Source organism: Variovorax sp. GW460-12-1-14-LB1 (assembly GCF_059423605.1).
In genome coordinates this window covers 98,340-119,639 of record NZ_JBWKYF010000001.1, presented here as the reverse complement: position 1 = coordinate 119,639, position 21,300 = coordinate 98,340, and the positions used below count along the sequence as shown (strand labels likewise).

The window sequence follows — 21,300 nt, the reverse complement described above, 5'->3', positions numbered from 1 at the left end:
CGCATCCGCCGCCGGCCTCGGCCTTCTTCGGGGCCTCAGACCTCCAGCAGGATCTTCCCGATGTGCTCCGAGGACTCCATCAACGCGTGGGCCTCCGCCGCCTGGGCGATCGGAAACACGCGATGCACCACCGGCGCGACCTGCTGGCTGCTCAGCAGCGGCCAGACCTGTTCCTGCAGTTCGTCGGCGATGCGCGCCTTGTCCGCCAAGCTGCGCGGGCGCAGCGTGGAGCCGGTGAAGTGCAGGCGCTTGACCATCAGCGGGGTCCAGTCGAGCTCAACCTTGGAGGCCTCGAGGAAGGAGATTTGGACCAGCCGGCCCTCGACCGCCAGGGCCTGGAGGTTGCGCGCGATGTAGCGGCCGCCGACCATGTCCAGCACCACGTTCACGCCCTGGCCGCCCGTTGCATCGAGCGCGACGGCGACGAAGTCCTGCTCGCGGTAGTTGATCGCGAAGGCCGCGCCGGCTTCGCGGCATGCCGCCGCCTTGGCCGCGCTGCCCGCGGTGCTCAGCACCGTGGCGCCGAAGGCCTTGGCCAGCTGGATGGCGGTGAGCCCAATGCCCGAGGAGCCGCCGTGGACCAGCACGCTCTCGCCGGCGCGCAGCCCCGCGCGCTGGAACACGTTGGTCCAGACGGTGAAGTAGTTCTCCGGCAGCGCGCCCGCCTGCATCAGCGACAGGCCCTGCGGCACGGGCAACACCTGCCCCTGCGGCGCGACGACGTACTGCGCATAGCCGCCGCCGTTGGTCAGCGCGCAGACCGCGTCGCCGACTTTCCAGCGTTCGACGCCTGCGCCCAGCGCGACTACTTCGCCCGACACCTCGAGGCCGAGGATCTGGGAGGCGCCGGGCGGCGGCGCATAGAGGCCGGCGCGCTGCAGCGCCTCCGGCCGGTTGACGCCTGCGTACGCGACGCGGATCAGCACCTCGCCGGGCGCAGGCGTGGGCCGCTTGCCGCTGGCCATCTTCAGCACCTCCGGACCGCCACCTGCGCCGTGGTCGACGTAGTCCATCAGGTACAGCGCGCTCATGCCGCGACTCCGGTGCGCACCGATTCGGTGGTGCCGCCGGCCAGCGCCGCGCGTGCCACGGCCTCGATGCCCGGGCCGTCGAGCCGGTAGTGCGCATAGAGGTGCGTGGGCGGCGCGATCAGGCTGTACTCGTCGTGGATGCCGTGGCGCACTAGGCGTGCGCCTGTGACCTCGTCGGCCAGCACCTCGGCGACTGCGGCTCCGAGGCCGCCGAGCACGTTGTGCTCCTCGACCGTCACCAGCAGCTTCGAGCGGGCAGCGGCCTTCCGCACGGCCTCGCGGTCCAGCGGCTTGATCGTCGCCATGTCCAGCACGCCGACCGAATGGCCCGCGGCGCGCAGCGCCTGAGCCGCGTCGAGCGCACCCTTGACGGCCATGCCGCAGGCGATCAGCGTGATGTCTGTGCCTTGGCCGTGCTCGATGGCTTTGCCGATGACGAAGGGCGTGCCCTTCTCGTAGACCTCGGGCTCGCGGCCGCGACCGATGCGGAAGTAGATCGGCTCGGGCCAGTGCACCGAGGCCTTGATCGCAGCCGCGAACTGCGGGCCGTCCGCGGGCGAGATCACCGTCAGGCCCGCGATTGCGCGCGTTGTCGAGATGTCCTCGGTCGCGTGGTGCGAGGTGCCGTAGAAGCCCAGCGAGATGCCGGTGTGGTGGCCGACCAGGCGCACCGGCAGCTTGCTGTAGGCCACGTCCATGCGGATCTGCTCGCAGCACAGCAGGCCGAGGAAGGACGCAAAGGTCGCGACGAAGGGCATGTAGCCAGTGGTCGCGAGCCCGGCGGCGGCCGTCACCATGTTCTGCTCAGAGATGCCGAACTGCGTGAAGCGTTCGGGAAAGCGGGTGGCGAACTTGTTGAGGCCGTTCGAGTACTGCAGGTCGGCCGAGCCGGCCACCACCGGGTGGCCTTCCTCCGCTAGCTCGATAAGCGCGTCGGAGAAATAGTTGAGGCCCGGGGTGATGGCGTTGAGGGCGCGGTATTGCCAGGATTCGGTGCTGAGAAGTTTGCTCATTTTCAGATGTCCTTGTTCATGATCTCGGCCACGGCGGCCTCTGCATCGATGGGGGCGAGGTAGCCCAGGTGCCAGCCCGGCTCGGTCTCCATGTAGGAGACGCCGCGGCCCTTGATGGTTTTGGCGATCACGCAGGCAGGTCGGTCGCGCTGCATGTCGGCGCGCAGGCGGCGCAGCAATGCGGTGAGCGCGCCCAGGTCATGGCCGTCGACCTCGTGCGTCTCCCAGCCGAAGGAGCGCCACTTCTCGGCCAGCGACTCGACGCCGATCACGTCGTCTACCTTGCCGTCGAGCTGGTAGCCGTTGCGGTCCACGATGCCGATCAGGCGCGACAGCTTGTGATGTGCGGCGAAGAGGGCGGCCTCCCAGACCTGGCCCTCCTGCATCTCGCCGTCACCCACCATCGCGAACACCGCGAAGTCCTTGCCCTGCATGCGGCCGCCCAGCGCCATGCCGGCGCCGGCGGACATCGCATGGCCGATCGAGCCCGAGCTGAAGTCGATGCCCGGCACCTTGGTCATGTCGGGGTGGTCGCCCAGCGGGCTGCCCAGGCGCGTGTAGTCGTCCAGCGAGGCCTTCGGGATGAAGCCCTTCTCCGCCAGGATCGGGAAAAGGCCGACGGCTGCGTGGCCCTTGCCCATGAGGAAGCGGTCGCGGTCGGCCCATTGCGGCTCGCTCTGGCGCAGCTGCATCACGTCGTAGTAGAGCGACGAGAAGATCTCGGCGCAGGAGAACACCGAGCTGTAGTGTCCGACCTTCGCGATCTCGATCAGGCGGATGGTCTCGAGGCGCACGAAGCGCGCCTTTTCCCGCAGCAGTGCGATCTGCTCGGGGGTGGGCGTGAAGTCCGCGCAGGGCGCGGCGGTCGATGAAGTTGGGGTCATGAGTCTTCCTTTTGTGGACTTAAATATATGATATATCTTCTTTCGAGAGAAAGGCGGGTGCCTTCTTTTCGTCCCCGCTCAAAGCCCGAGATAGCTGGCGCGCAGATGCGGGTTGTGCAGCAGTTCCGCGCCGGTGCCGGTGAGCGCGACGGCGCCGTTCTCGAGCACGTAGCCGCGGTCCGCGATCTTCAGCACCATCTGCACGTTCTGCTCGATCACCAGCACGGCCAGGCCGCGGTCGCGGATGCGCACGATGCTGTCGAACAGCCGCTGCACCATGATCGGCGCTAGGCCCAGCGAGGGCTCGTCGAGTGCCAGTACCTTGGGCCGCGCCATCAGCGCGCGGCCTACCGCCACCATCTGCTGCTGGCCCCCCGACATGGTGCCGGCCAGCTGGCTGCGCCGCTCGGCCAGGATGGGGAACAGCTCGAACACTTCCTCCAGCGTGCGCTGGCGCACCGCCTTGGCATGCGCGCTGCTGGCGCCCAGGAGCAGGTTCTCCAGCACCGACATCTCGGTGAACAGCTGCTTGCCCTCGGGCGACTGGACGAAGCCCAGGGTCACGATGTCGTGTGGCTTGCGGCCGACCAGCGATTCGCCCGCGAGCTGGATCTCGCCGCGCGTGGCGCGCAGCAGCCCGGACACGGTGCGTAGGAAGGTGGTCTTGCCGGCCCCGTTGGCGCCGATCAGCGCGGTGATGCTGCCCGGTGCCAGTTCGAGGTCGACGCCGCGCAGCACCTGCTGCTCGCCGTAGCCGGACCAGACGTTCCGGGCGCTAAATATCGTTGCCGGCATAGCCTTCTCCAAAGTAAGCGGTAAGCACGCGCGGATCGTTGACCACGTCGGCAGGCTTGCCGTCCGCGATCAGCGTGCCCTGGTCCATCACGATCACGCGGTCGGACAGACCCATGATCACCTTCATCACGTGCTCGACGATGAGCACCGAAATCCCCTGTTCGCGCACCTTGTGCACCAGTCGCACCATCTCGCCGGCCTCGCTCGGCGTCGCGCCGGCCACGACCTCGTCCATCAGCAGCAGGCGCGGCCCGGTGGCCAGCGCGCGGCCCAGTTCGAGCTTGCGCTTGTCGAAGGCCGTGAGGTCGCCCGCGTCGTGGTCGGCCCGCGAGGACATGCCGAGGAAGTCGAGCATGCGCTCGGCCTCGGCCCGTGCCTTCGAGCGTGTGGGGTGGCGCGCGAAGGCGCCCACCATCACGTTCTCGAGCGCCGTCAGGCCGCCGAAGGGTCGCGAGATCTGGAAGGTGCGGGCGATGCCCGCATGGCAGATCTGGTTCGGGTTCATGCCGGCGATGTTGCGGCCCTCGAAGCGCACCTGGCCCTCGTCGAGCGGGTGGAAGCCCGCAATCAGGTTGAAGGCCGTCGTCTTGCCGGCGCCGTTGGGGCCTAGCAGGCCGAGGATCTCGCCCTGCCGCAGGCTGAACGAGACGTCGCGCACCGCGTGCACCCCACCGAAGCGCTTCTGCAGGCCCTGGACCTCGAGCATGGCGTTGCCGAGCGTGCTCATGAACGCACCTCCTGGACGTCGCCAATGGCCGGGGCCGGGTCGGCCTTGCGCAGGCCGCGCCGCGTGAGCCAGCGCTGCAGCGGCGCGATCACGCCCTTCGGGAAGTAGAGCACCGCCACCATCAGGATGGCGCCGTAGATCACCAGGTGCAGGCCGGGGAAGCGGCCACCGAACCAAGCGCGCGTGATCTCAGCGATCGGGTGTAGCAGCAGCGCGCCCAGCACGGGTCCGAGCACGGTGCCCTGTCCGCCGACGATCGCCATCAGCGCGGTGTCGATCGAGAACTCCATGCCGAGGTTGCGCTCGGGATTGATGTAGCGGAAGAACTGCGCGTAGAACGCACCGCCCAGGCCGGTCATGAAGGCGCTGATCGCGAGCGCGGTCAGCGAGCAGCGCGTGCCGTTGACGCCCAGCGCGGCCGCGCCGTTGGGATCGCCGCGCACCGCCTTGAGGTAGTAGCCCAGGCGCGAGCGCTCGAGCACGATCGTGGCCAGGAGCATGATCACGAGCATCGCGAGCGCGATGTAGTAGTAGGGCACCTTGCCGTCGAACTGGAACACCTGCCAGCCGAGGTCGCTGGGCGGCACCACCAGGCCCTGCGCGCCCTTGAGCGGGATGCCCATGAACTCGTCGGTGTTCTCCAGCCAGATGCGCACGATCTCCGCGAAGGCGATGGTCGTCAGCGTGAAGTAGGGGCCGCGCAGCTTGAAGTTCGGATAGCCGAGGATCACGGCCAGGATGGCCGCGAGCAGGCCCCCGGCCAGCATGCCGAACCAGGGCGACCAGCCGAGCTGTGTGTAGAGCAGCACGGTCGCGTAGCCGGCCAGGCCGGCGAAGACGGCGTGGCCCAGCGAGAGCTGGCCGACGTAGCCGCAGACGAAGTTCCAGGCCGACGCCATGTAGGCGAAGTACAGGATCATGGTCAGCGAGTGCAGCAGGTAGGCCTCCTGCACGAAGAAGGGCAGCACCAGCGCGATCGCCAGCAGGGGAAGGCCTAGGACCGCGGTGATGGAGCGGCGGGAAGTAGACATGGAATTCTTTCAGATCTTGCGGCCGAGCAGGCCGTTGGGCCTGAACAGCAGCACGGCGATGAACAGGCCGAACGAAAAGATGGCGGCCGAGGTCGCGGTCACGTATTGCGAGGCCACCGACTCGAACACGCCGAGCAGCAGCCCGCCGAGGATCGAGCCCGGGATGGAGCCGATGCCGCCCAGCACCACGACCAGGAAGGACTTGACGCCGAACATCTGACCGACCGTGGGCGTGATCGACAGGAAGGGCGTGAGCAGCGCGCCGAACAGCCCCAGGATCGCGGCGCCGATCCCGAAGGTGTGGTTGTAGACGCGCTGGATGTCCACGCCGCTCAAGGCGGCCGCCTCCCGGTTCTGCGCGGTGGCGCGGATCGCGCGGCCGCTGTCGGTGTGGCGCAGGGCCCACCAGAGCACCGCCGCGACCAGCACGCCCGCGGCGCAGCCGATCAGCCGCGGGATGTTGACCGGCAGGCCGGCGATCAGCAGAGAGCCGCTGGCGAACTCAACGTTGGCCGAGCGCACGTCCGGGCCGAAGCCCATCAGCACCAAGTTGTCGAGCACCAGGTAGAGGCCGGTGGTCAGCAGCAGCGCGCCGAGCGGCTCGACCACCAGCGTGGACTCGCGCCGGATCAGCGGGGCGATCACGACGGATTGCGTGAAGTAGCCCAGCAGGTAGAGAAAAGGCACGGTGACCACGACGGAGGCATAAGGGTGCCAGCCGAACGCAGCCCAAAGGCCCCAGCTTGCGTACATGGCCACCATGAGGAAGGAGCCGTGCGCGAAGTTGATGACGCGCAGCACGCCGAAGATCAGGCTGAGCCCGAGCGCGATGCCGCCGTAGATGCCGCCCAGCAGGAGGCCGTTGACGACGGCGTAGAGAAGAATTAGGGGGTCCATAGGAGCTTTCGAAGCCCGCCGGGCCGTGGCCCGGGGAGCGAGGAGGTGCGAAACGCGAAGCCACCAGGCACCGGGCCCAGCGGACGAACAGGCGCGTTGGCTCGCGCGGGGCTCAGCGACGTTCGGGCAGCGGCCAGACCGGGGTGACGCCAGCCAGCCGGTTCGCAGCGGGCCAGACCGTGCGGCGCTCGCCGCCATGGTTCTGCGAGATCACGCCGTGGGCGAAGGTGTTCTGGCCGTTCTCGTCGAACTTGATGCGCTCGTAGCCGGTGATCAGCGCGGGGCCGCTGGTGATGTCGGTCGCGGCCAGCGCGGCGCGCAGCTTCTCGCGGTCCGCGGTGCCGGCACGCTCGAGCGCGTCTTTGACGATGTAGACGTTCGACACGCCCTGGCCCCCGTAGGCGTTGATGCTGTAGCCGATCGCGGCCGTGAAGCGTTTGTCGGCGTCGATCGACGCGGCGTCCTTGGTGGCACGCATGATGTCGATCTGGAAGTCCTCCTGCACGAACATGTTCTCCACGGTCTTGGGCGACACGGCCTTGTAGAAGTTCGGGTCCTCCGAACCGCCCCCGACCGAATGCACACCGTAGGGCACGTAGACACCGCCTTCGTTGAACTGGCGCGTGAACAGGATGTGGTCGGGCGTGTAGGCCACCACGATCAGCGCCTCTGGCTTGGTGGCGCGGATTTTCAGCAATTGGGCCGAGAAGTCCGACTGGTTCGGCGGGTAGGACTCGTCGAGCGAGATCTGGTAGCCGCGTTCCTTGGCCAGCTTCTTGACGTTGGCCGAATGCGAGCGGCCCCAGTCGGTGCCCTCGTAGAACAGGCCGATGGTCTTCGGCCCCTTGCCGGTCTCCTTCTTGAGCATGTCGATGGCGTCGAGCTGCTCGCGGGCGTCGTAGGTGGCCTTGTTGTTCGGGCGAAACACGTACTTGAAGTTGCGCTCGGTGATCTCGTCCTTGACCGCGCCCGTCACCAGCCAGGGCGTCTTGTAGCGCTCGGCGAGTTCGGTCGCGGGAAAGGTCACGCCACTGTTGTAGGCGCCGACCACCATCGCGACGTTCTCGCGCGTGATGAGGCGCTCGGTCTCGGCCACGCCGACGTCGGGCTTCGACTGGCTGTCGGCGAAGACGGGCACCAGCTTCGCGCCGCCCATCGACTTGACACCGCCGGCCGCGTTGATCTGCGCGACCGCGACCTCCGCGCCGACTTTGGTCTGGTTGCCGATGGTGGCCGCGCCGCCGGACAGCGGCAGCACGAAGCCGATCTTCACGTCCTTGGCCTGGGCCGAAGCGAGGGTGCACAGGCCGCCCAGGGTCATGGCGGTCGCCGCCATGACCAATGCGCGGAACGCGCCCGGTTTCGAGGTTTGCATGGAATGTCTCCTGTTGGATGGGGGAATGGGATGAAATCGAAGCGGACTCAGCCGCGCGGCGCGAGGATGAACTCGGCCAGCAGTTGGACCTGTGTCTGAACCATGTGGATGCCGCGGTGCACGCGCAGCCCCAGGTCCGAAGCACGCTGGAGCAGCGCGGTGGTGTCGGGCTGCATCACGACCTCTGCGACCACGGTCGTCGCGCCGAGCGTGGCCGGGTCGAAGGGCAAGGCGTCGCCCGCATGCAGGCCCAGCGCGGTGCCGTTGATCGCGAGGTCGAGCGCCGAGGGGTCGGCGAGCGTGGAGTGCACCGCGACGTTCGGATAGAGCGCTGCCAGCTCGCGTGCGAGCGCCTCGGCCTTCGCGGGGGTCCGGTTGACCAAATGCAGATGGGCCAGGCCCTGGCTGCACAGCTCGTGCGCGATCGCGGTGCCCGCGCCGCCGGCGCCGAACAGGGCCGCACGCCGCCCGCGCACGTCGATGCCCTGCGAGACGAGACCCGCGACGAAACCGACGCCGTCGTACATGCGACCGACGAAGCGGCCGTTGGCGCCGCGGCGTGCGACGTTGCACACGCCCATGTGGCGCGCCGCGCCCTCGAGCGAATCGACCAGCGAGGCGACCGGCGCCTTGTGCGGGATGGTGACCACCACGCCCGCGAGGTTCTCGATGTTGCGCAGGCTCTGCCAGGTCGACTGCAGGTGCGCGGGCGGCACCTTGAGCGCGAACATCACCGCGTTCAGCCCATGGGCCACGCAGTAGCTGTTGAAAAGCGCCGGCGTGCGCACATGCTCCGAGGGATAAGCCAGCAGCGGCACCAGCCGCGTGTGGCCGTCGATGGATGGATGGGCGGCGGAGGGAGGGAGGTCTGGGGCGTGCACGGCGTGCCTTTCTAACGTTGAGATGTATGATATATCCTGCGTCATGTGTCATATCTGGGGTTTACCCAGGCCATCATTAATTAAGGAGACAACTCGATGACCACATCCCCCGCCACCGCTTCCGTCGGTGCTCCGCGTCTGCGCGTTTTCGGTGCGCCGCTGCGCTACATCCAGGGGCCGGGTGCGCTCGATTCGGTGGGTGCCCAAGCCGCGCTGACGGGCCGGGTCGCCCTGCTGGTGGCGGACCGCGTGGTGCTGCAACTGGTGGAGGACAAGGTGCGCGCCTCCTGCGAGGCTGCCGGCGTGCGGCTGGAGGTCGCGCTGTTCTCGGGCGAGGTGACGCCGCCCGAAATCGATCGCCTCTGCGCCCAGGTCCGGGCGCTCGCGCCTACCGCCGTCATCGCCGCGGGCGGCGGCAAGGGCATCGACATCGGCAAGGCCGTGGCCCACGCGCTGGGCGCCGAAGTCGTCAGCGTGCCGACGGTGGCCTCCAACGATGCGCCGACCAGCAAGATCTACGTGGTCTACGACGACTCGCACCGCCTGCTCGCGGTCGAGCACATGGACCGCAACCCCAGTGCGGTGATCGTCGACACCGAACTGATCGCGCGTGCGCCGGCGCGCCTGCTACTGGCGGGCATCGGCGACGCGATCTCGAAGACCTTCGAGGTCGAGCAATGCCAGCGCGCAGGCGGCGCCAACATCTACGGCGGCGCGGGCACGTTGGCTGCGAGCGCGCTGGCGGCGCTGTGCTACGACATGTTGCGCGCGAACGCACCCGCCGCGCTGCGGGCGGTCGAGCGCCAGCAGCCGGATGCCGCACTGGAGAACTGCGTGGAGGCGGCGGTACTGCTGTCGGGCATGTGCTTCGAGAACGGTGGCCTGTCGATCGCCCATGCCATGACGCGCGGCCTGACTGCGGTGCGGGGTGCGCGAGATGCGCTGCACGGGCTGCAAGTGGCTTACGGCCTGCTGGTCCAACTGGTGCTGGAGGAGCGCGATCCGGCCTTCGTGCAGGAACTGGTCGGCTTCTACCGCAGCATCGGTCTGCCGACCGCGCTCGCGGACCTCGGCGTGACCGCGCCGACCGAGGCCGAGATCCAGCAGATCGCCGAACTCACCATGACCGCACCGCACGTGCGCAATTTCCAGCGCCCACTGGATGCGGCGCAGATCGCCGCCGCGATCCATGGCATCGAGGCGGAGCAGGCGATCGCGGCCGCGGCCTGAAGCGAACGCAGGGAGGCGGTGGCTCCTCGTCCGCAGCCCTGGTTAGTGCTTCGGCGTGACGGCCGGCGGCGAGACCGCCGCGATGCGCTGCCGCACCGCGTCGGGCCAGGGCACCGGGCGGTGCGTGTGGTCGTCGCAGATCACCGTCGTCACGCGGGCCTCGAACAGCGCCTGCGCTTGCGCCGGGTCCTCGAGCCTGCAGAGCACCTCGGCACTGGTGCGGCCCAGGCGCAGCACCCGCATGCGCATGTGCAGTTCGGCGTCGCGCGGCGCCGGGCGCAGGTAGTGCACGTCGAGGCGCAGGATGACCTGCGAGCAGGCGCCGCTGCCCGGCGCGGGCAGCCCGACGGCCACCGCATGCTCGTTGCGCGCGTCCTCGCACCAGCGCAGGTAGGCCAGGTGATGGACGTGGCCCAGCGCATCGAGGTCGCTCCAGCGCACCTGCACGCGCAGGCTCCAGTCCCAGGGGGGTGGAGCCTCCGCCGAAGCTTCTTCAGGCGACGCCCATGCAGACATACTTGAGTTCCATGTAGTCGTCGATGCCGTGGCGCGACCCTTCGCGGCCCAGGCCCGATTGCTTGATGCCGCCGAAGGGTGCCTCGGCGGTCGAGATCAGGCCGGTGTTCACGCCGACCATGCCGAACTCCAGCCGCTCGGCGATGCGCCAGCTCCGGCGCAGGCTGCGCGTGTAGATGTACGAGGCCAGCCCGAACTCGGTGTCGTTCGCAATCCGGACCGCCTCGTCCTCGTCGGCGAAGCGGATCAGCGGCGCGAGCGGGCCGAACGTCTCCTCGCGGGCCACGAGCATCGAGGACGTGACGCCAGTCATCACGGCCGGCTCGAAGAAGTTGCCCTCCAGCCGCCGCCCGCCGACCGCCAGCTTCGCGCCGCCGGCGAGCGCATCGGCGATGTGCTCCTCGACCTTCTGCACCGCCTTGGCATCGATCAGCGGCCCGATCTGCACGCCGGCCGCGACGCCGTTGCCGACCCGCAGCGCCGCGACCCGCGCCACCAGCTTGGAGGCGAAAGCGTCGTACACCGCATCGTGCACGAGGATGCGGTTCGCGCACACGCAGGTCTGGCCGTTGTTGCGGAATTTGGCGACCATCGCGCCCTCGACGGCCGCGTCCAGGTCGGCGTCGTCGAAGACGATGAAGGGCGCATTGCCGCCGAGCTCGAGCGACAGCTTCTTGATGGTGGGCGCGCTCTGCTTCATCAGCTGGCGGCCGACTTCGGTCGAGCCTGTGAAGCTGATCTTGCGCACTTGCGGGTTGGCCGTGAGTTCGCCCGCGATCTCGCTGGCGCTGCCGGTCACGATGTTGATGACGCCCGGCGGAATACCCGCCTGCTCGGCCAGCACGGCCATGGCGAGCGCGGAGAAGGGTGTCTGCGAGGCGGGCTTGACCACCATGGTGCATCCCGCGGCCAGTGCCGGGCCCAGCTTGCGCGCCAGCATGGCGTTGGGAAAGTTCCAGGGCGTGATCGCGGCGCAGACGCCGATGGGCTGGCGCAGCGCGACTAGGCGGGTGTTGGCGTTGGCCGAGGGGATTACCTCGCCGTAGGTGCGGCGCGCTTCCTCGGCGAACCACTCGATGAAGCTCGCGCCGTAGGCGACCTCGCCACGCGCCTCGGCCAGCGGCTTGCCCTGCTCGGTGGTCAGGATCAGCGCCAGGTCGTCCTGCGCGGCCATCATGCGCTCGAACCAATGGCGCAGTAGCTCCGAGCGCCGTTTGGCGGTCAGCGCGGCCCAGGCCGGCAGCGCGGCTTCGGCGGCCTCGATGGCCTGCCGCGTGGCGGCGCCGGACATGCGCGGCACATGGCCGATGGTCTCCGCCGTGGCGGGATTGCGGACCGTGATGGTCTCGGGGGCGTCGAGCCAGATGCCGCCGATCAGTGCTTGCTGGCGAAACAGCGTGGGGTCCTTGAGGCCTTGCATGATGGAAATGTCTCCTTTGAACGAATGATGATGCATGATATATCTTTTGACTGAAAAGCCATGCAATGAAGCTGTTCCACTCTCCCGCGTCGCCCTTCGTGCGCAAGGTCACGGTGACCGCGATCGAGCTCGGACTGGCGTCGAGGATCGAGCCGCTGCCGGCCGCCGCGAGCCCCGTCCGGCCCGACCTCGCGGTGGCTGCGCACAACCCGAGCGGCCGCGTGCCGACCTTGCTGACCGACGACGGCATGGCGCTCTACGACTCGGCGGTGATCTGCGAGTACCTCGATGTGCTCGACGGCAGGCAGCGCGTCTTTCCCGCGCCGGGTCCCCTGCGCTGGCGGGCGTTGCAGGCGCAGGCGCTGGGTGACGGCCTGCTTGAGGCCGCGCTGCTCGCGCGCTATGAAGGCACGCTGCGGCCCGAGTCCTGCCGCTGGCCTGCGTGGACGGAAGGCCAGTTGCGCAAGGTGAGCGCCTCGCTGGACGCGGCGGCGGCCCATGTCGCAGGCGCCGACGATGCCTTCGACATCGGCCACATCACGATCGCCTGCGCGCTGGGCTACCTGGACTTTCGCTTTCCGGCCCTGGCCTGGCGCGAACGTCGGGCGGAGGCGGCGGCTTGGTTCGAGGCGGTGCAACAACGTCCTTCGATGGTCGCTACCCGGCCCGCCGATGGCGGCGCCCGCCAGGCTCCATCCGGCCGCTGAAGGGCCTGCCCGGGTGCCGCGCGGCTTCGTTCAGCCCCGGCGGGCGATCAGGCAGTCGGCGTTCAGATCCCCGATGCCGGCCACGCAGAGCATGGCCATGTTGCGGCCGATCTCCTCGCGCAGCAGCCAGATGGCATGTGCGACACCGGCCTGTCCGCCCACGGCCGCCGCTTACATGAAGGGACGCCCGACCCACACGCAACTGGCGCCGAGCGCGAGTGCCTTGAGCGCATCGCCCCCGCGGCGCACACCGCTGTCGAGGAGCACGGGAATGCGGCCGCCGACAGCGCCGCCACGGTGTCGGCGCAGTCCAGCAGTTCAAGCGTGCCGTCGCGCAGATGTGGGTATGAGCCGCTGGGATGAACCAGCGTCCATCGGCGGTTCTGTAGAAGTCCGACTTGAGTTCGCGTGCCTGGGAGGCCTGCGGCACGCGGTGCCCGTGCTGCGTCTGAAAATGGGACGGTTCGAGCGCGCATGCGGCCTGGACCGCATCGATCTCGGTCGTCTGCGGTTGCCGCTGCGCGTGGCAAGGTGCTGCGCCGTCAAGACCATGCCGTTCTCGCCGGTTGTCGGTGCTTGCGAGGGGGCATGGGCGGCTTCGTTGGCTTGACGACGGAAGAATGGAACGGGCAAGTGCCATGGGGCCGTAAATTAATCGGAGCGTGGTGCCACGAATCGATGCCTCGGGCCGTTGGGCCCGCCCTGCGCCCCGCTCCGTCAAAGACTGGCCAACAGCACCGCGCGGCTGACGTCCAGCGTGACGTCCTGCCGCTCGCCGAGCTGCGTCATGCCGTGCGCCGCGAGCTGGGCCACGACCTTCTCGACCTCCTCGGCACCGATGCCGTAGGACGACAGGCGCGTCGGGATGCCCAGTTGCTCGAAGAAGGCACGCGTGTGGGCGATGGCCTGGTCGATGCGTTGCTCCTCGCTGCCGCCGGCCAGTCCCCAGACGCGTTCGGCGTACTGCAGCAGTTTGGTGCGTTTGGCCTCGCGGCGCACCTGCAGCATCGACGGCAGGACGATCGCCAGCGTGCGCGCGTGGTCGATGCCATGCAGCGCGGTCAGCTCGTGGCCCACGACGTGCGTGGCCCAGTCCTGCGGCACACCCGCGCCGATCAGGCCGTTGAGGGCGAGCGTCGCTGACCACATGAGGTTGGCGCGCAGCGCCTCGTTCTTGGGCTCGGCCAGCGTCCGCGGGCCGATCTCGATCAGGAGCTGCAGCAGGCCCTCGGCCAGGCGGTCCTGCACCATGCCGCCCGCGGGATGGGTCAGGTACTGCTCCATCACGTGCGTGAACGCATCGGCCACGCCGTTCGCCACCTGCCGTGCCGGCAGCGTGAAGGTCTTGGTCGGGTCCAGGATCGAGAAGGCCGGAAACACATGCGGGCTCATGAAGACCAGCTTGGTCTGCGTGGCCTGGCGCGTCACCACCGCCGCGTTGTTCATCTCGGAGCCGGTCGCGGGCAGCGTCAGCACGCAGCCCAGCGGCAAGGCGCGGTGCACGTTGCGGCCCTCGCTCTCGAGGATCTGCCAGGGGGCGCCCTCGAAGTCCGCGGCCGCGGCCACGAACTTGGTGCCGTCGATGATCGATCCGCCGCCGACCGCGAGCAGGAAGTCGCGGCGCTGCTCGCGCACTTGCGCGACGGCGCGCATGAGCGTCTCGTAGGTGGGGTTGGGCTCGATGCCGCCGAATTCCTGCACGTCGCGCTGGCCGAGGGCGCGCCGGACCTCGTCCAGCGTGCCGTTCTTCTGCGCGCTCGCTCCGCCGTAGAGCAGCAGCACCCGTGCGTTGGCGGGGATCCGCCGGTCCAGCTGCGCGATGGTGCCGGGGCCGAAGACGATGCGTGTGGGGTTGTGGAAATCGAAGTTCATCATGGTGCTTCTTTCTTGGCGCAGGCCGTCTTCAGCGGGTCGATGCCTTGCGGGCGCCGAGCGGCAGCCGCCACAGGTCGTAGCGCTCCGCGCCGCTCTTCACGGCGCCGGCGAAATGGTTGTTCAGCGCGCTAGAGGTGAAGACCAGGTCGCCGCCCGGCAGGAGGGCAGGCGTGTCCGGCCAGTGCACGCCGTCGTCCGAAGCGATCAGCGACATCGTGTTCGTGCGCGGGTCGTACTTCACGATGCCGTTGCGCGTGACGTCGGTGATGTAGAGCGCACCCTTCGCGTCGGTGACGATGCCGTCGGTGTTGCCGCCAACCGGGCCCAGGTCGCGGACGGCCGCTGTGACCTGCGCCTCGCTCGCATCGGCCTGGCGCAGGATCGCGGTCGGGATCGCATGGGCGCGGGTGCCCGTGGTCACGGTCCAGTACAGCGTGCGGCCATCGGGCGACAGCGCGATGCCGTTGATGCCGATTAGCAGTGGGTTGCCGGCCCAGACTTCGGCGCCGTGCGAGACGACCTTCGCCTCGCGCTCGATCTGCAGCGCTGGATGCCGGTCCAGCACGCGCCGGGCCTGGCCCGAGGCGAAGTCCAGCACGATCACGCCGACCATGTTGTTCGGCGCGCTGCGCATCCCGCTGTCGGAGATGTAGGCCACGCGGCGGCGCTCGTCAACCGCGATGTCGTTGAGGAAGCTGCCCTTGCGGTCGGCCACACCGTCGAGTGGAATGTGCTTGACCGTGCGGCCGGTCTTGAGGTCGAGCACCAGCACCTTCTGGGCGCCGGCCGGGGCCTCGGACTCACCAGCGATGAAGCCCATGTCGAGCGCCCAGAGCCAGCCGTTGCGACGGTCGACGTGGAAGCCGAGCACGTTGCGCAGATTCTGTTCGGGTGCCGCGGTCGTGGCGTTGCCGGTCAGCGAAGGGAAGGCTGTGAGCCTCGCCGGGCCGCTGCGCGCGCTCAGGTCCAGTCGGCTGAGGGTCGCCGGCGCGGCGGCTGAGATCAGGCGCGGCGTGCTCACATAGGCTTGGCCCTGGGCGTCGAAGTGGATGCCGGCGATCGGCGCGCCGACCGAGCCTGCGAAGGGTGCCGGATCGGCGCCGCCCTCCGAGGCGGCCCAACTGACGCCGGCATAGCTGCGCCAGCGTTCGAGCGGCAGGCCTTCGGCCGCGTGGGCGGCGTGCGTGCCGGTGACGAGGGCCGCCAGTGCGAAGGCGGCGATGCGGAAGGAGCGATTGAACATGGTGGTGCTTTGTATGGAAGGAAAAGGAAGGGATAGGGCGGCGCCCTCATGCGACCTGCTTTAGGTGCAGCAGCTCGAAGGCGCCGATCAGCGGGCCGGCGGTGGCACGGAAGTCGTCCATGTGCGGGCCGCGCATGTGGAGTTCCCAGGACGCGCGGTCGCGCCAGCGTTCGAAGAACACGACGCGGCCGGGCTGCGCCAGCGACTCGTGCAGCTCGTAGCTGATGCAGCCCGCCTGCGCGCGTGCCAGCGGCGCGAGCGCAGCCTGCGCCCTCACGAGCGTGGCTTCATGGCCCGGCTTGGCCTGGACGAGGGCGACGATGACGAGATCGGACATGCGGTGCGCCCGGCTCAGAGGATCGAGCGGAAGGTGCCGCCCTCGACGCGCACGGCCGCGCCGTTGGAGGCCGCGCCCTTCGGGCTGGCCAGCAGCGCCACCATGGCCGCGACCTCGTCGGCTTCGATCATCCGGGCGATCAGCGAGCTGGGGCGGTAGGTCTTGAAGAAGTGGGCTTCGATCTCCGCGTCGCTCATGCCGGCACGCGGCGCGGTCTGGCGCAGGTAGTCCACGATGCCTTCGGAGCGGGTGGCGGCCGGCAGCACGCTGTTGACCGTCACGCCCGTGCCCTGGGTCAGTTCGGCCAGCCCGCGCGAGACCGCGAGCTGGGCCGACTTGCTCACGCCGTAGTGCACCATGTCCGGCGGCGTGAACGCACCGACCTCGCTCGAGATGAAGATCACCCGGCCCCAGTTCTTCCGCAGCATGCGCGGGAAGTAGTGGCGCGACAGCCGCACGCCCGACATCACGTTGACGTCGAGCATGCGCAGCCAGTCGTCGTCGCTAATCTCGGCGAAGGGCTTGGCTTCGTAGTAGCCCAGGTTGTTGACGAGGATGTCGGTGTCGGGCTGCGCCGCGATCAGTGCGGCGGCGCCGTCGGCGGTGCTCTGGTCGGACACGATGGCCGACAGCCTGGTGCCCGGTGCCGCCGTGGCGATCTCCGCCACGGCGGCGTCGAGCTTGTCGCGGCTGCGTCCGGTGATCGTGACCGCCACGCCTTCGGCGGCCAGGGTGCGGGCGATGGCCAGTCCGATGCCGGCCGTGGCGCCGGTGACGATGGCCGTCTTATCTTGGAGTTGCAGATCCATGGAGAATTCCTCGAGAGGTTTACTGGAGTCGTTTGAGCATTTCGTGGGCGACACCGATCGCCGACGCGGGGTTCTGGCCGGTGATCAGCTCGCGGTCCGTCACCACGTTCGCGGTGAAGGGCGTCTGGTTGCTGCGGTAGCTGCCGCCGGCCTGCTGCAGCGCGGTCTGGGGGTAAAACTTCATGACGCCGCCCTGCAGCAGGGCCTTGGCGAGCTCTTCCTCCTGGTTGCTGATCACGGTCATGCGGTAGCCGGCGTAGATCCAGTCCGGCCGCTGCGCGACCGTGCCGCTCGCCGCCAACTGGCGCGTGAAAGCCGGCGCATCGGACAGCGTCGACAGCAGGGCGATCGGGCCGTGGCACACCAAGGCCGTGGTCTTGCTGCGGGCATGGAAGTCCGCTAGCAGCCGGCCGAGCGCGGGGCTGGTCAGCAGGTCCTGCATGGGCGCGTGGCCGCCGGGCACGTAGACCGCGTCGAAGCGCGCGTAGCCGATCTGCTCCACGCGCGAGAGGCTGATCACCGGCGATTCCGTGCGCGAGGTGAGCTTGAGCTTGTCCAGCAGCGCCTGGTGTTCCCGCAGCGCGGCTTCGTCGCCGTCGAAGTGCGTCTTGTCGGCCGAGGACACGTCCAGTGTCGGCGCATCGCCCTTGGGCGTGGCGAAGGTCAGCTGGTGGCCGGCCTCGAGCAGCAGCTTCACCGGCTGCATCAGCTCGTTGAGGTAGAAGCCGGTGGCGAAGACCTTGCCGTCTTTCAGGTCCAGGCGGTCGGCATCCGACAGCACGACCAGCACGTTAGCGGCTTGGGCGCCGAGGGCGGACAGGCCGAGCAGGGCCGCGGCGACGAGTTGGCGAAGTGGCAGGTGGGGCATGGGGTGGCTCCGGTTGGCGTGGGTGCTCAGTCCTGGCGCAGCAGCAGGTCGCGCATCGCGGCGCCCACGCCCGCGGCCGACTGCGGGTTCTGGCCCGTGACGAGCCGGCCGTCGACCACGACCTTGGCGGTCCAGTCGGGCGCCGGATGGTGGTGCGCGCCACGCTGGGTGAGCATGGAGGCGAGCAGGAAGGGCACGACCTGCTCGAGCTGCACCGCGCGTTCCTCGTCGTCGGTGAAAGCGCTTAGATTCTTGCCTGCGACCAGGTAGGCGCCGTTGCCCAGCGTCACGTTGACCAGTGCCGAGGGGCCATGGCACACCGCGCCGACCACGCCGCCCGCTTCGTAGATCTCGCGCGTCACGCGGGCCACGTCGGGGCTGGTGGGGAAGTCCCACATTGCGCCGTGTCCGCCGGCGAAGAAGATCGCGCTGTACTTCGAGGCGTCGACATCGCCGAGGGCGCGCGTGTGGCTCAGAGCATCACGGAATGCAAGGTCCGCCCAGTAGCGGACGTTGACTGCATCCTTGAAGTCAAGGCCATCGACCGGCGGTTCGCCGCCCTGGATGGAGGCGAGCTCGAACGGAATGCCTGCGGCCTCGAGTTCGGCCAGCGGATGGGTCAATTCGCCGAGGTAGAAGCCGGTCGGCTCGCCGGTGGCGCCTTTGGTGCCGTGGCTGGTGAGCACCATCAGCACAGGCTTGCGGGCGGCGGTGGGAAGTGTGGAAGTCATCGTTGGCTCCTGACAAGGTGAGGGAAATAGGTGTTGACGTCCTATGCATTGAATGTATTGACCGCTCTCTCGGGGATAAACTGACCCTCGGGAAAAACATTTGTTCTTCAGGAGTCAAGATGAGTCGGCGATTCGATCACCTCGGGGATGTGGAGACCTTTGTGACGGTGATCGAGAAGGGTTCCATGACGGCGGCTGCGGTCGTGCTGGGGACGACGCCTTCCGTTCTCAGCCGTGCGATCACGCGCCTCGAGGGCCGGTTGGGCGTGCAGTTGCTGCGCCGCACGACGCGGCGCTTGAGCCTTACCGAGCACGGCCGGCTTTACCTGGAACAGTCGCGCGCGGCCTTTGCGCTGATCGACGACGCCGAGCGCGCGATGCAGGGGCAGGGCGACGAACTGACGGGCAGCGTGCGCCTGAGCGTTCCCACCACGTACGGGCATCACCGGCTGCCGATGCTGCTGCAGCGCTTCTCTGCCGCGCACCTGCAGGTGCGCGTCGAACTGAACATCACCAACCGCAACGTCGACCTCGTCGCCGAGGGCTACGACCTCGCGATCCGGTTGGGCCAGCTGCCCGACAGCGGGCTGGTTGCACGCAAGCTTGAAGACGCGCCGATGTGCCTGATTGCGGCTCCGGGCTACGTCACGCGCGCAGGTGCGCCGGGCAGCATCGGCGAACTGGCGCGGCACGCCTGCCTGCCTTTCGTGATGCCCAGCACGGGCCGTGTGTCGCCCTGGATCCTGCAGGATGACGGGCGCGACGTGGATTGGACGCCGCACGGCAGCCTCCATGTGTCGGATGACGTGCTGGGTGTGGTCTCGCTCGCGCTGGGCGGCCTGGGCATCTGCCAGACCTACGACTTCATTGCGCGCGATCTCATCGCACAGGGGCGCGCGGTCGAAGTGCTGACGCAGGCGCGCGGGCGCTCGCGGCCGTTTTCCGTGATCTATGCGCCACACAGGCGACTGTCGTCCGCGTCGCGGGTGCTGATCGATTCCTTGGTTGGGGCGGTGACTTGAGTTGGCGGCTGGATCGCCTGGGGCGTCGCCTTCATGCTGACCGTCGGCTTGGCCTCAGTGGGTTCGTTGAAGGGGCGCGATCGACAGGAGCTCGATGCGCAGCACCGAAACGCGGCCCGCATGAGACGCTCATTGCTGCAATTCTCAGGTCTGGGAATTCGATACGGTAACCCTGAGTGACCCCACAGCACTACACCGAACATACTGCGTAGTTTGACAAGAGTGGCTTCAATGCGACGACCTCGCTTCGACGCGGCGTGAGGGCAGCCGCCGGTCGCGCGGCCGCAACCGACGGCGACGAACGGGCGGCTCGTCAGCTATCAGAGGGTGCGACCGACCAAGCCCTCGATGATTGCGCTCGGGGAACTGGCCGTACGCAGGAGTCGATCCACATCTTGCCGCGACGGCGCGCCGAACTCGCGACGGTACTCGCGGCTGAACTGCGAAGGGCTTTCGTAACCGACATGAAAAACTGCGGTAGAGGCATCCAGCTGCTCTGTGAGCATCAGCCGGCGTGCCTCATAGAGGCGAAGGTGCTTCCAAAACTGCAGTGGACTCATGACAGTCAGTTGCCGGAAGTGGTGGTGAAAACGGGAAGGGCTCATCTGCACGAGATCGGCCAACGATTCGACGTGCAGCAGTTGGGCGGAATTCGACTTCAGCCAGCCAATGGCTCGGGCCACGCGGTGGCCTTGACTTCCCACGGACGCTAGCTGCCACAGCAGCCCGCTGCGCTCGCCGAGGAGAACACGGTAGTAAATTTCCCTCTCGATCAAAGGGGCGAGAACTGTGATGGCCTGCGGTTCGCCAAGCAACTGCACCAGCCGGTCGTCTACCCGCCGTCGGCTACTTGATCGACCAGGGGGCTGACGTCGAACATGCGATCAGCGTAGTCCAGAATTCCTGCCGATTCCATAAAGGGGGGGCGGCTCCCTTTCGACATCACCTGCCCCGCCTGCCAGTCCTAGTGCCATCGGTAAGAAGGCTAGCGCAGCCATCGGCAATGTCGCCGATGCGGTCGTGGCATCGCTGGTGTAGCGCTGGGAGAGGCTCGATGTTGAAAATCCAGCCAAAACTTCTGGATTCCAGAAATTTTCAGACCTATATGACTGAGGTGAGCACGCAGGAGAGCTCAGCTCTTTCGAGTTGGCTTTCGTGCATGACCGACGGGTTTGTCCAGGTCCTTAAAAAATTCTGATGGTTGGACGCCGAGGCCTTCGATGATTTTGAGGATGTTGATGAGTGCGAGATTGTGCTCGCCGCGTTCAATTCCACCCATATAGCTGCGATCTATTCCGCAAGCATCGCCAAACGCCTCTTGCGAATAGCCAAGGTCCTTTCTGCGGCGGCGAACGGCTTCTCCGAAAGCCACTAGCTCCGAGGCTTTCTGTTTGTCCGATGTACCAGTTTTGACCATCCGCCAATGGTCTTGCCATCCCGCATAAAGCTCCACGGGATAAAATTGCGCGGGATATAGTTACCATTTGAGAAAAGAGTTTCAAAGAGCGTCGAGAGCCTTGGGTGTTGGATTCCGCCGATCGCTGACCCTAGATTTCCATTGAATACTGACCCACCCGTTTTGTGAGCCTGAAGGCTTCACAGTGTGGATAAGTGCTTGGTGTTCTCCTTGTGTGGATCTGCCGCAGATTGCGCCGCTGTTTGCGCGATTTGGTTGCCTCGATCGCGAGCCAGGTCGCGAGCTTCTCGGCATAGGGATCGAGCTTGCTTGAACTCGTCCGCTTGGCGTAGCGCGGCTCTTCATCGCCGGCTCGCAGGTACTTCTTTACGGTGTTGCGAGACAGGCCTGTACGCCTGGCTATCTCGCGAATGGACATCTGCTCGCGCAGGGCCCAGCGTCTGATGACACTCAATGTCGCCACGTCTATCACTCCTAGGATCCCCTGCTTT

23 protein-coding genes and 2 pseudogenes are annotated in these 21,300 nt (G+C 67.8%); 4 read left to right on the top strand and 21 right to left on the bottom strand.

Annotated features, from left to right (window positions below; all coding sequences use genetic code 11):
• Positions 1-35: 35 nt before the first annotated feature.
• The 9 genes from AC07Y4_RS00585 to AC07Y4_RS00545 form a co-directional block, all read right to left on the bottom strand.
• Positions 36-1,013: an NAD(P)H-quinone oxidoreductase gene (locus AC07Y4_RS00585; protein WP_495274104.1), complete on the bottom strand. Its 978-nt coding sequence runs from the start codon at positions 1,011-1,013 to the stop codon at positions 36-38.
• Positions 1,014-1,027: 14 nt separating this feature from the next.
• A complete protein-coding gene (locus tag AC07Y4_RS00580; RefSeq protein ID WP_495274081.1) occupies positions 1,028-2,044 on the bottom strand; it encodes a transketolase family protein in 1,017 nt (338 codons plus the stop codon).
• Positions 2,045-2,046: 2 nt separating this feature from the next.
• Positions 2,047-2,862 (bottom strand): transketolase, encoded by an 816-nt coding sequence (locus AC07Y4_RS00575; RefSeq protein ID WP_495274103.1) that lies wholly within the window; start codon positions 2,860-2,862, stop codon positions 2,047-2,049.
• A gap of 144 nt (positions 2,863-3,006) precedes the next feature.
• Positions 3,007-3,723 carry an ABC transporter ATP-binding protein gene (locus tag AC07Y4_RS00570; RefSeq protein WP_495274080.1) on the bottom strand — a complete coding sequence of 239 codons (717 nt, stop codon included), beginning with the start codon at positions 3,721-3,723 and terminating at the stop codon, positions 3,007-3,009.
• On the bottom strand, positions 3,704-4,450 hold the full coding sequence (locus AC07Y4_RS00565) for an ABC transporter ATP-binding protein (RefSeq protein ID WP_495274079.1): 747 nt from the start codon (positions 4,448-4,450) through the stop codon (positions 3,704-3,706). The genes AC07Y4_RS00570 and AC07Y4_RS00565 overlap by 20 nt, the downstream gene beginning before the upstream one ends.
• On the bottom strand, positions 4,447-5,481 hold the full coding sequence (locus AC07Y4_RS00560) for a branched-chain amino acid ABC transporter permease (RefSeq protein WP_495274078.1): 1,035 nt from the start codon (positions 5,479-5,481) through the stop codon (positions 4,447-4,449). The genes AC07Y4_RS00565 and AC07Y4_RS00560 overlap by 4 nt, the downstream gene beginning before the upstream one ends.
• Positions 5,482-5,490: 9 nt before the next feature.
• The gene (locus AC07Y4_RS00555) at positions 5,491-6,378 is read right to left on the bottom strand and encodes a branched-chain amino acid ABC transporter permease (protein WP_495274077.1); all 888 of its coding nucleotides are present in this window, start codon (positions 6,376-6,378) and stop codon (positions 5,491-5,493) included.
• A 112-nt stretch (positions 6,379-6,490) separates the two neighbouring features.
• Positions 6,491-7,753, bottom strand: a complete 1,263-nt coding sequence (locus AC07Y4_RS00550; protein WP_495274076.1) for an ABC transporter substrate-binding protein — start codon at positions 7,751-7,753, stop codon at positions 6,491-6,493.
• A 47-nt stretch (positions 7,754-7,800) separates the two neighbouring features.
• Complete coding sequence (locus AC07Y4_RS00545) at positions 7,801-8,634, bottom strand: shikimate dehydrogenase family protein (protein WP_495274075.1); 834 nt, start codon at positions 8,632-8,634, stop codon at positions 7,801-7,803.
• Between the two features lie 96 nt (positions 8,635-8,730).
• Between AC07Y4_RS00545 and AC07Y4_RS00540 the strand changes: the two genes are divergently transcribed.
• Positions 8,731-9,864, top strand: coding sequence for a glycerol dehydrogenase (locus AC07Y4_RS00540; RefSeq protein ID WP_495274074.1), 1,134 nt, complete (start codon positions 8,731-8,733; stop codon positions 9,862-9,864).
• Positions 9,865-9,906: 42 nt separating this feature from the next.
• On the opposite strand, the gene AC07Y4_RS00535 is transcribed toward AC07Y4_RS00540, so the two are convergent.
• Both AC07Y4_RS00535 and AC07Y4_RS00530 read right to left on the bottom strand, forming a co-directional pair.
• Positions 9,907-10,380 carry an acyl-CoA thioesterase gene (locus AC07Y4_RS00535; protein ID WP_495274073.1) on the bottom strand — a complete coding sequence of 158 codons (474 nt, stop codon included), beginning with the start codon at positions 10,378-10,380 and terminating at the stop codon, positions 9,907-9,909.
• Positions 10,358-11,800: an NAD-dependent succinate-semialdehyde dehydrogenase gene (locus tag AC07Y4_RS00530; protein WP_495274072.1), complete on the bottom strand. Its 1,443-nt coding sequence runs from the start codon at positions 11,798-11,800 to the stop codon at positions 10,358-10,360. The genes AC07Y4_RS00535 and AC07Y4_RS00530 overlap by 23 nt, the downstream gene beginning before the upstream one ends.
• Positions 11,801-11,865: 65 nt before the next feature.
• Between AC07Y4_RS00530 and AC07Y4_RS00525 the strand changes: the two genes are divergently transcribed.
• Positions 11,866-12,507 carry a glutathione S-transferase gene (locus tag AC07Y4_RS00525; RefSeq protein ID WP_495274071.1) on the top strand — a complete coding sequence of 214 codons (642 nt, stop codon included), beginning with the start codon at positions 11,866-11,868 and terminating at the stop codon, positions 12,505-12,507.
• Positions 12,508-12,537: 30 nt separating this feature from the next.
• Here AC07Y4_RS00525 and AC07Y4_RS00520 read toward each other — a convergent pair.
• A pseudogene (locus tag AC07Y4_RS00520) lies at positions 12,538-12,795 on the bottom strand (alpha-hydroxy-acid oxidizing protein); the annotation flags it as partial.
• A 58-nt stretch (positions 12,796-12,853) separates the two neighbouring features.
• Between AC07Y4_RS00520 and AC07Y4_RS00515 the strand changes: the two are divergent.
• Positions 12,854-13,117, top strand: coding sequence for a hypothetical protein (locus AC07Y4_RS00515; protein ID WP_495274070.1), 264 nt, complete (start codon positions 12,854-12,856; stop codon positions 13,115-13,117).
• A gap of 107 nt (positions 13,118-13,224) precedes the next feature.
• On the opposite strand, the gene AC07Y4_RS00510 is transcribed toward AC07Y4_RS00515, so the two are convergent.
• From AC07Y4_RS00510 to AC07Y4_RS00485, 6 genes are read right to left on the bottom strand one after another with little or no spacing between them, the layout of a single operon-like run.
• A complete protein-coding gene (locus AC07Y4_RS00510) occupies positions 13,225-14,382 on the bottom strand; it encodes an iron-containing alcohol dehydrogenase (protein WP_495274069.1) in 1,158 nt (385 codons plus the stop codon).
• 28 nt (positions 14,383-14,410) lie between these two features.
• Positions 14,411-15,625: an L-dopachrome tautomerase-related protein gene (locus AC07Y4_RS00505; protein WP_495274068.1), complete on the bottom strand. Its 1,215-nt coding sequence runs from the start codon at positions 15,623-15,625 to the stop codon at positions 14,411-14,413.
• Between the two features lie 46 nt (positions 15,626-15,671).
• The gene (locus AC07Y4_RS00500; protein ID WP_354398560.1) at positions 15,672-15,962 is read right to left on the bottom strand and encodes a putative quinol monooxygenase; all 291 of its coding nucleotides are present in this window, start codon (positions 15,960-15,962) and stop codon (positions 15,672-15,674) included.
• A 14-nt stretch (positions 15,963-15,976) separates the two neighbouring features.
• Complete coding sequence (locus AC07Y4_RS00495) at positions 15,977-16,771, bottom strand: SDR family NAD(P)-dependent oxidoreductase (RefSeq protein WP_495274067.1); 795 nt, start codon at positions 16,769-16,771, stop codon at positions 15,977-15,979.
• A 19-nt stretch (positions 16,772-16,790) separates the two neighbouring features.
• The gene (locus AC07Y4_RS00490) at positions 16,791-17,639 is read right to left on the bottom strand and encodes a type 1 glutamine amidotransferase domain-containing protein (protein WP_495274066.1); all 849 of its coding nucleotides are present in this window, start codon (positions 17,637-17,639) and stop codon (positions 16,791-16,793) included.
• A 26-nt stretch (positions 17,640-17,665) separates the two neighbouring features.
• On the bottom strand, positions 17,666-18,370 hold the full coding sequence (locus tag AC07Y4_RS00485) for a type 1 glutamine amidotransferase domain-containing protein (RefSeq protein WP_495274065.1): 705 nt from the start codon (positions 18,368-18,370) through the stop codon (positions 17,666-17,668).
• A gap of 119 nt (positions 18,371-18,489) precedes the next feature.
• On the opposite strand from AC07Y4_RS00485, the gene AC07Y4_RS00480 reads away from it, so the two are divergent.
• Positions 18,490-19,392 (top strand): LysR family transcriptional regulator, encoded by a 903-nt coding sequence (locus tag AC07Y4_RS00480; RefSeq protein ID WP_495274064.1) that lies wholly within the window; start codon positions 18,490-18,492, stop codon positions 19,390-19,392.
• Between the two features lie 320 nt (positions 19,393-19,712).
• Here the strand turns inward: AC07Y4_RS00480 and AC07Y4_RS00475 are convergent, their stop codons facing one another.
• The 3 genes and pseudogenes from AC07Y4_RS00475 to AC07Y4_RS00465 form a co-directional block, all read right to left on the bottom strand.
• On the bottom strand, positions 19,713-20,213 hold the full coding sequence (locus AC07Y4_RS00475; RefSeq protein ID WP_495274063.1) for a helix-turn-helix domain-containing protein: 501 nt from the start codon (positions 20,211-20,213) through the stop codon (positions 19,713-19,715).
• A 311-nt stretch (positions 20,214-20,524) separates the two neighbouring features.
• Positions 20,525-20,845 (bottom strand): helix-turn-helix domain-containing protein, encoded by a 321-nt coding sequence (locus AC07Y4_RS00470; protein WP_495274062.1) that lies wholly within the window; start codon positions 20,843-20,845, stop codon positions 20,525-20,527.
• Positions 20,846-21,023: 178 nt separating this feature from the next.
• A pseudogene (locus AC07Y4_RS00465) lies at positions 21,024-21,281 on the bottom strand (helix-turn-helix domain-containing protein); the annotation flags it as partial.
• Positions 21,282-21,300 lie beyond the last annotated feature (19 nt).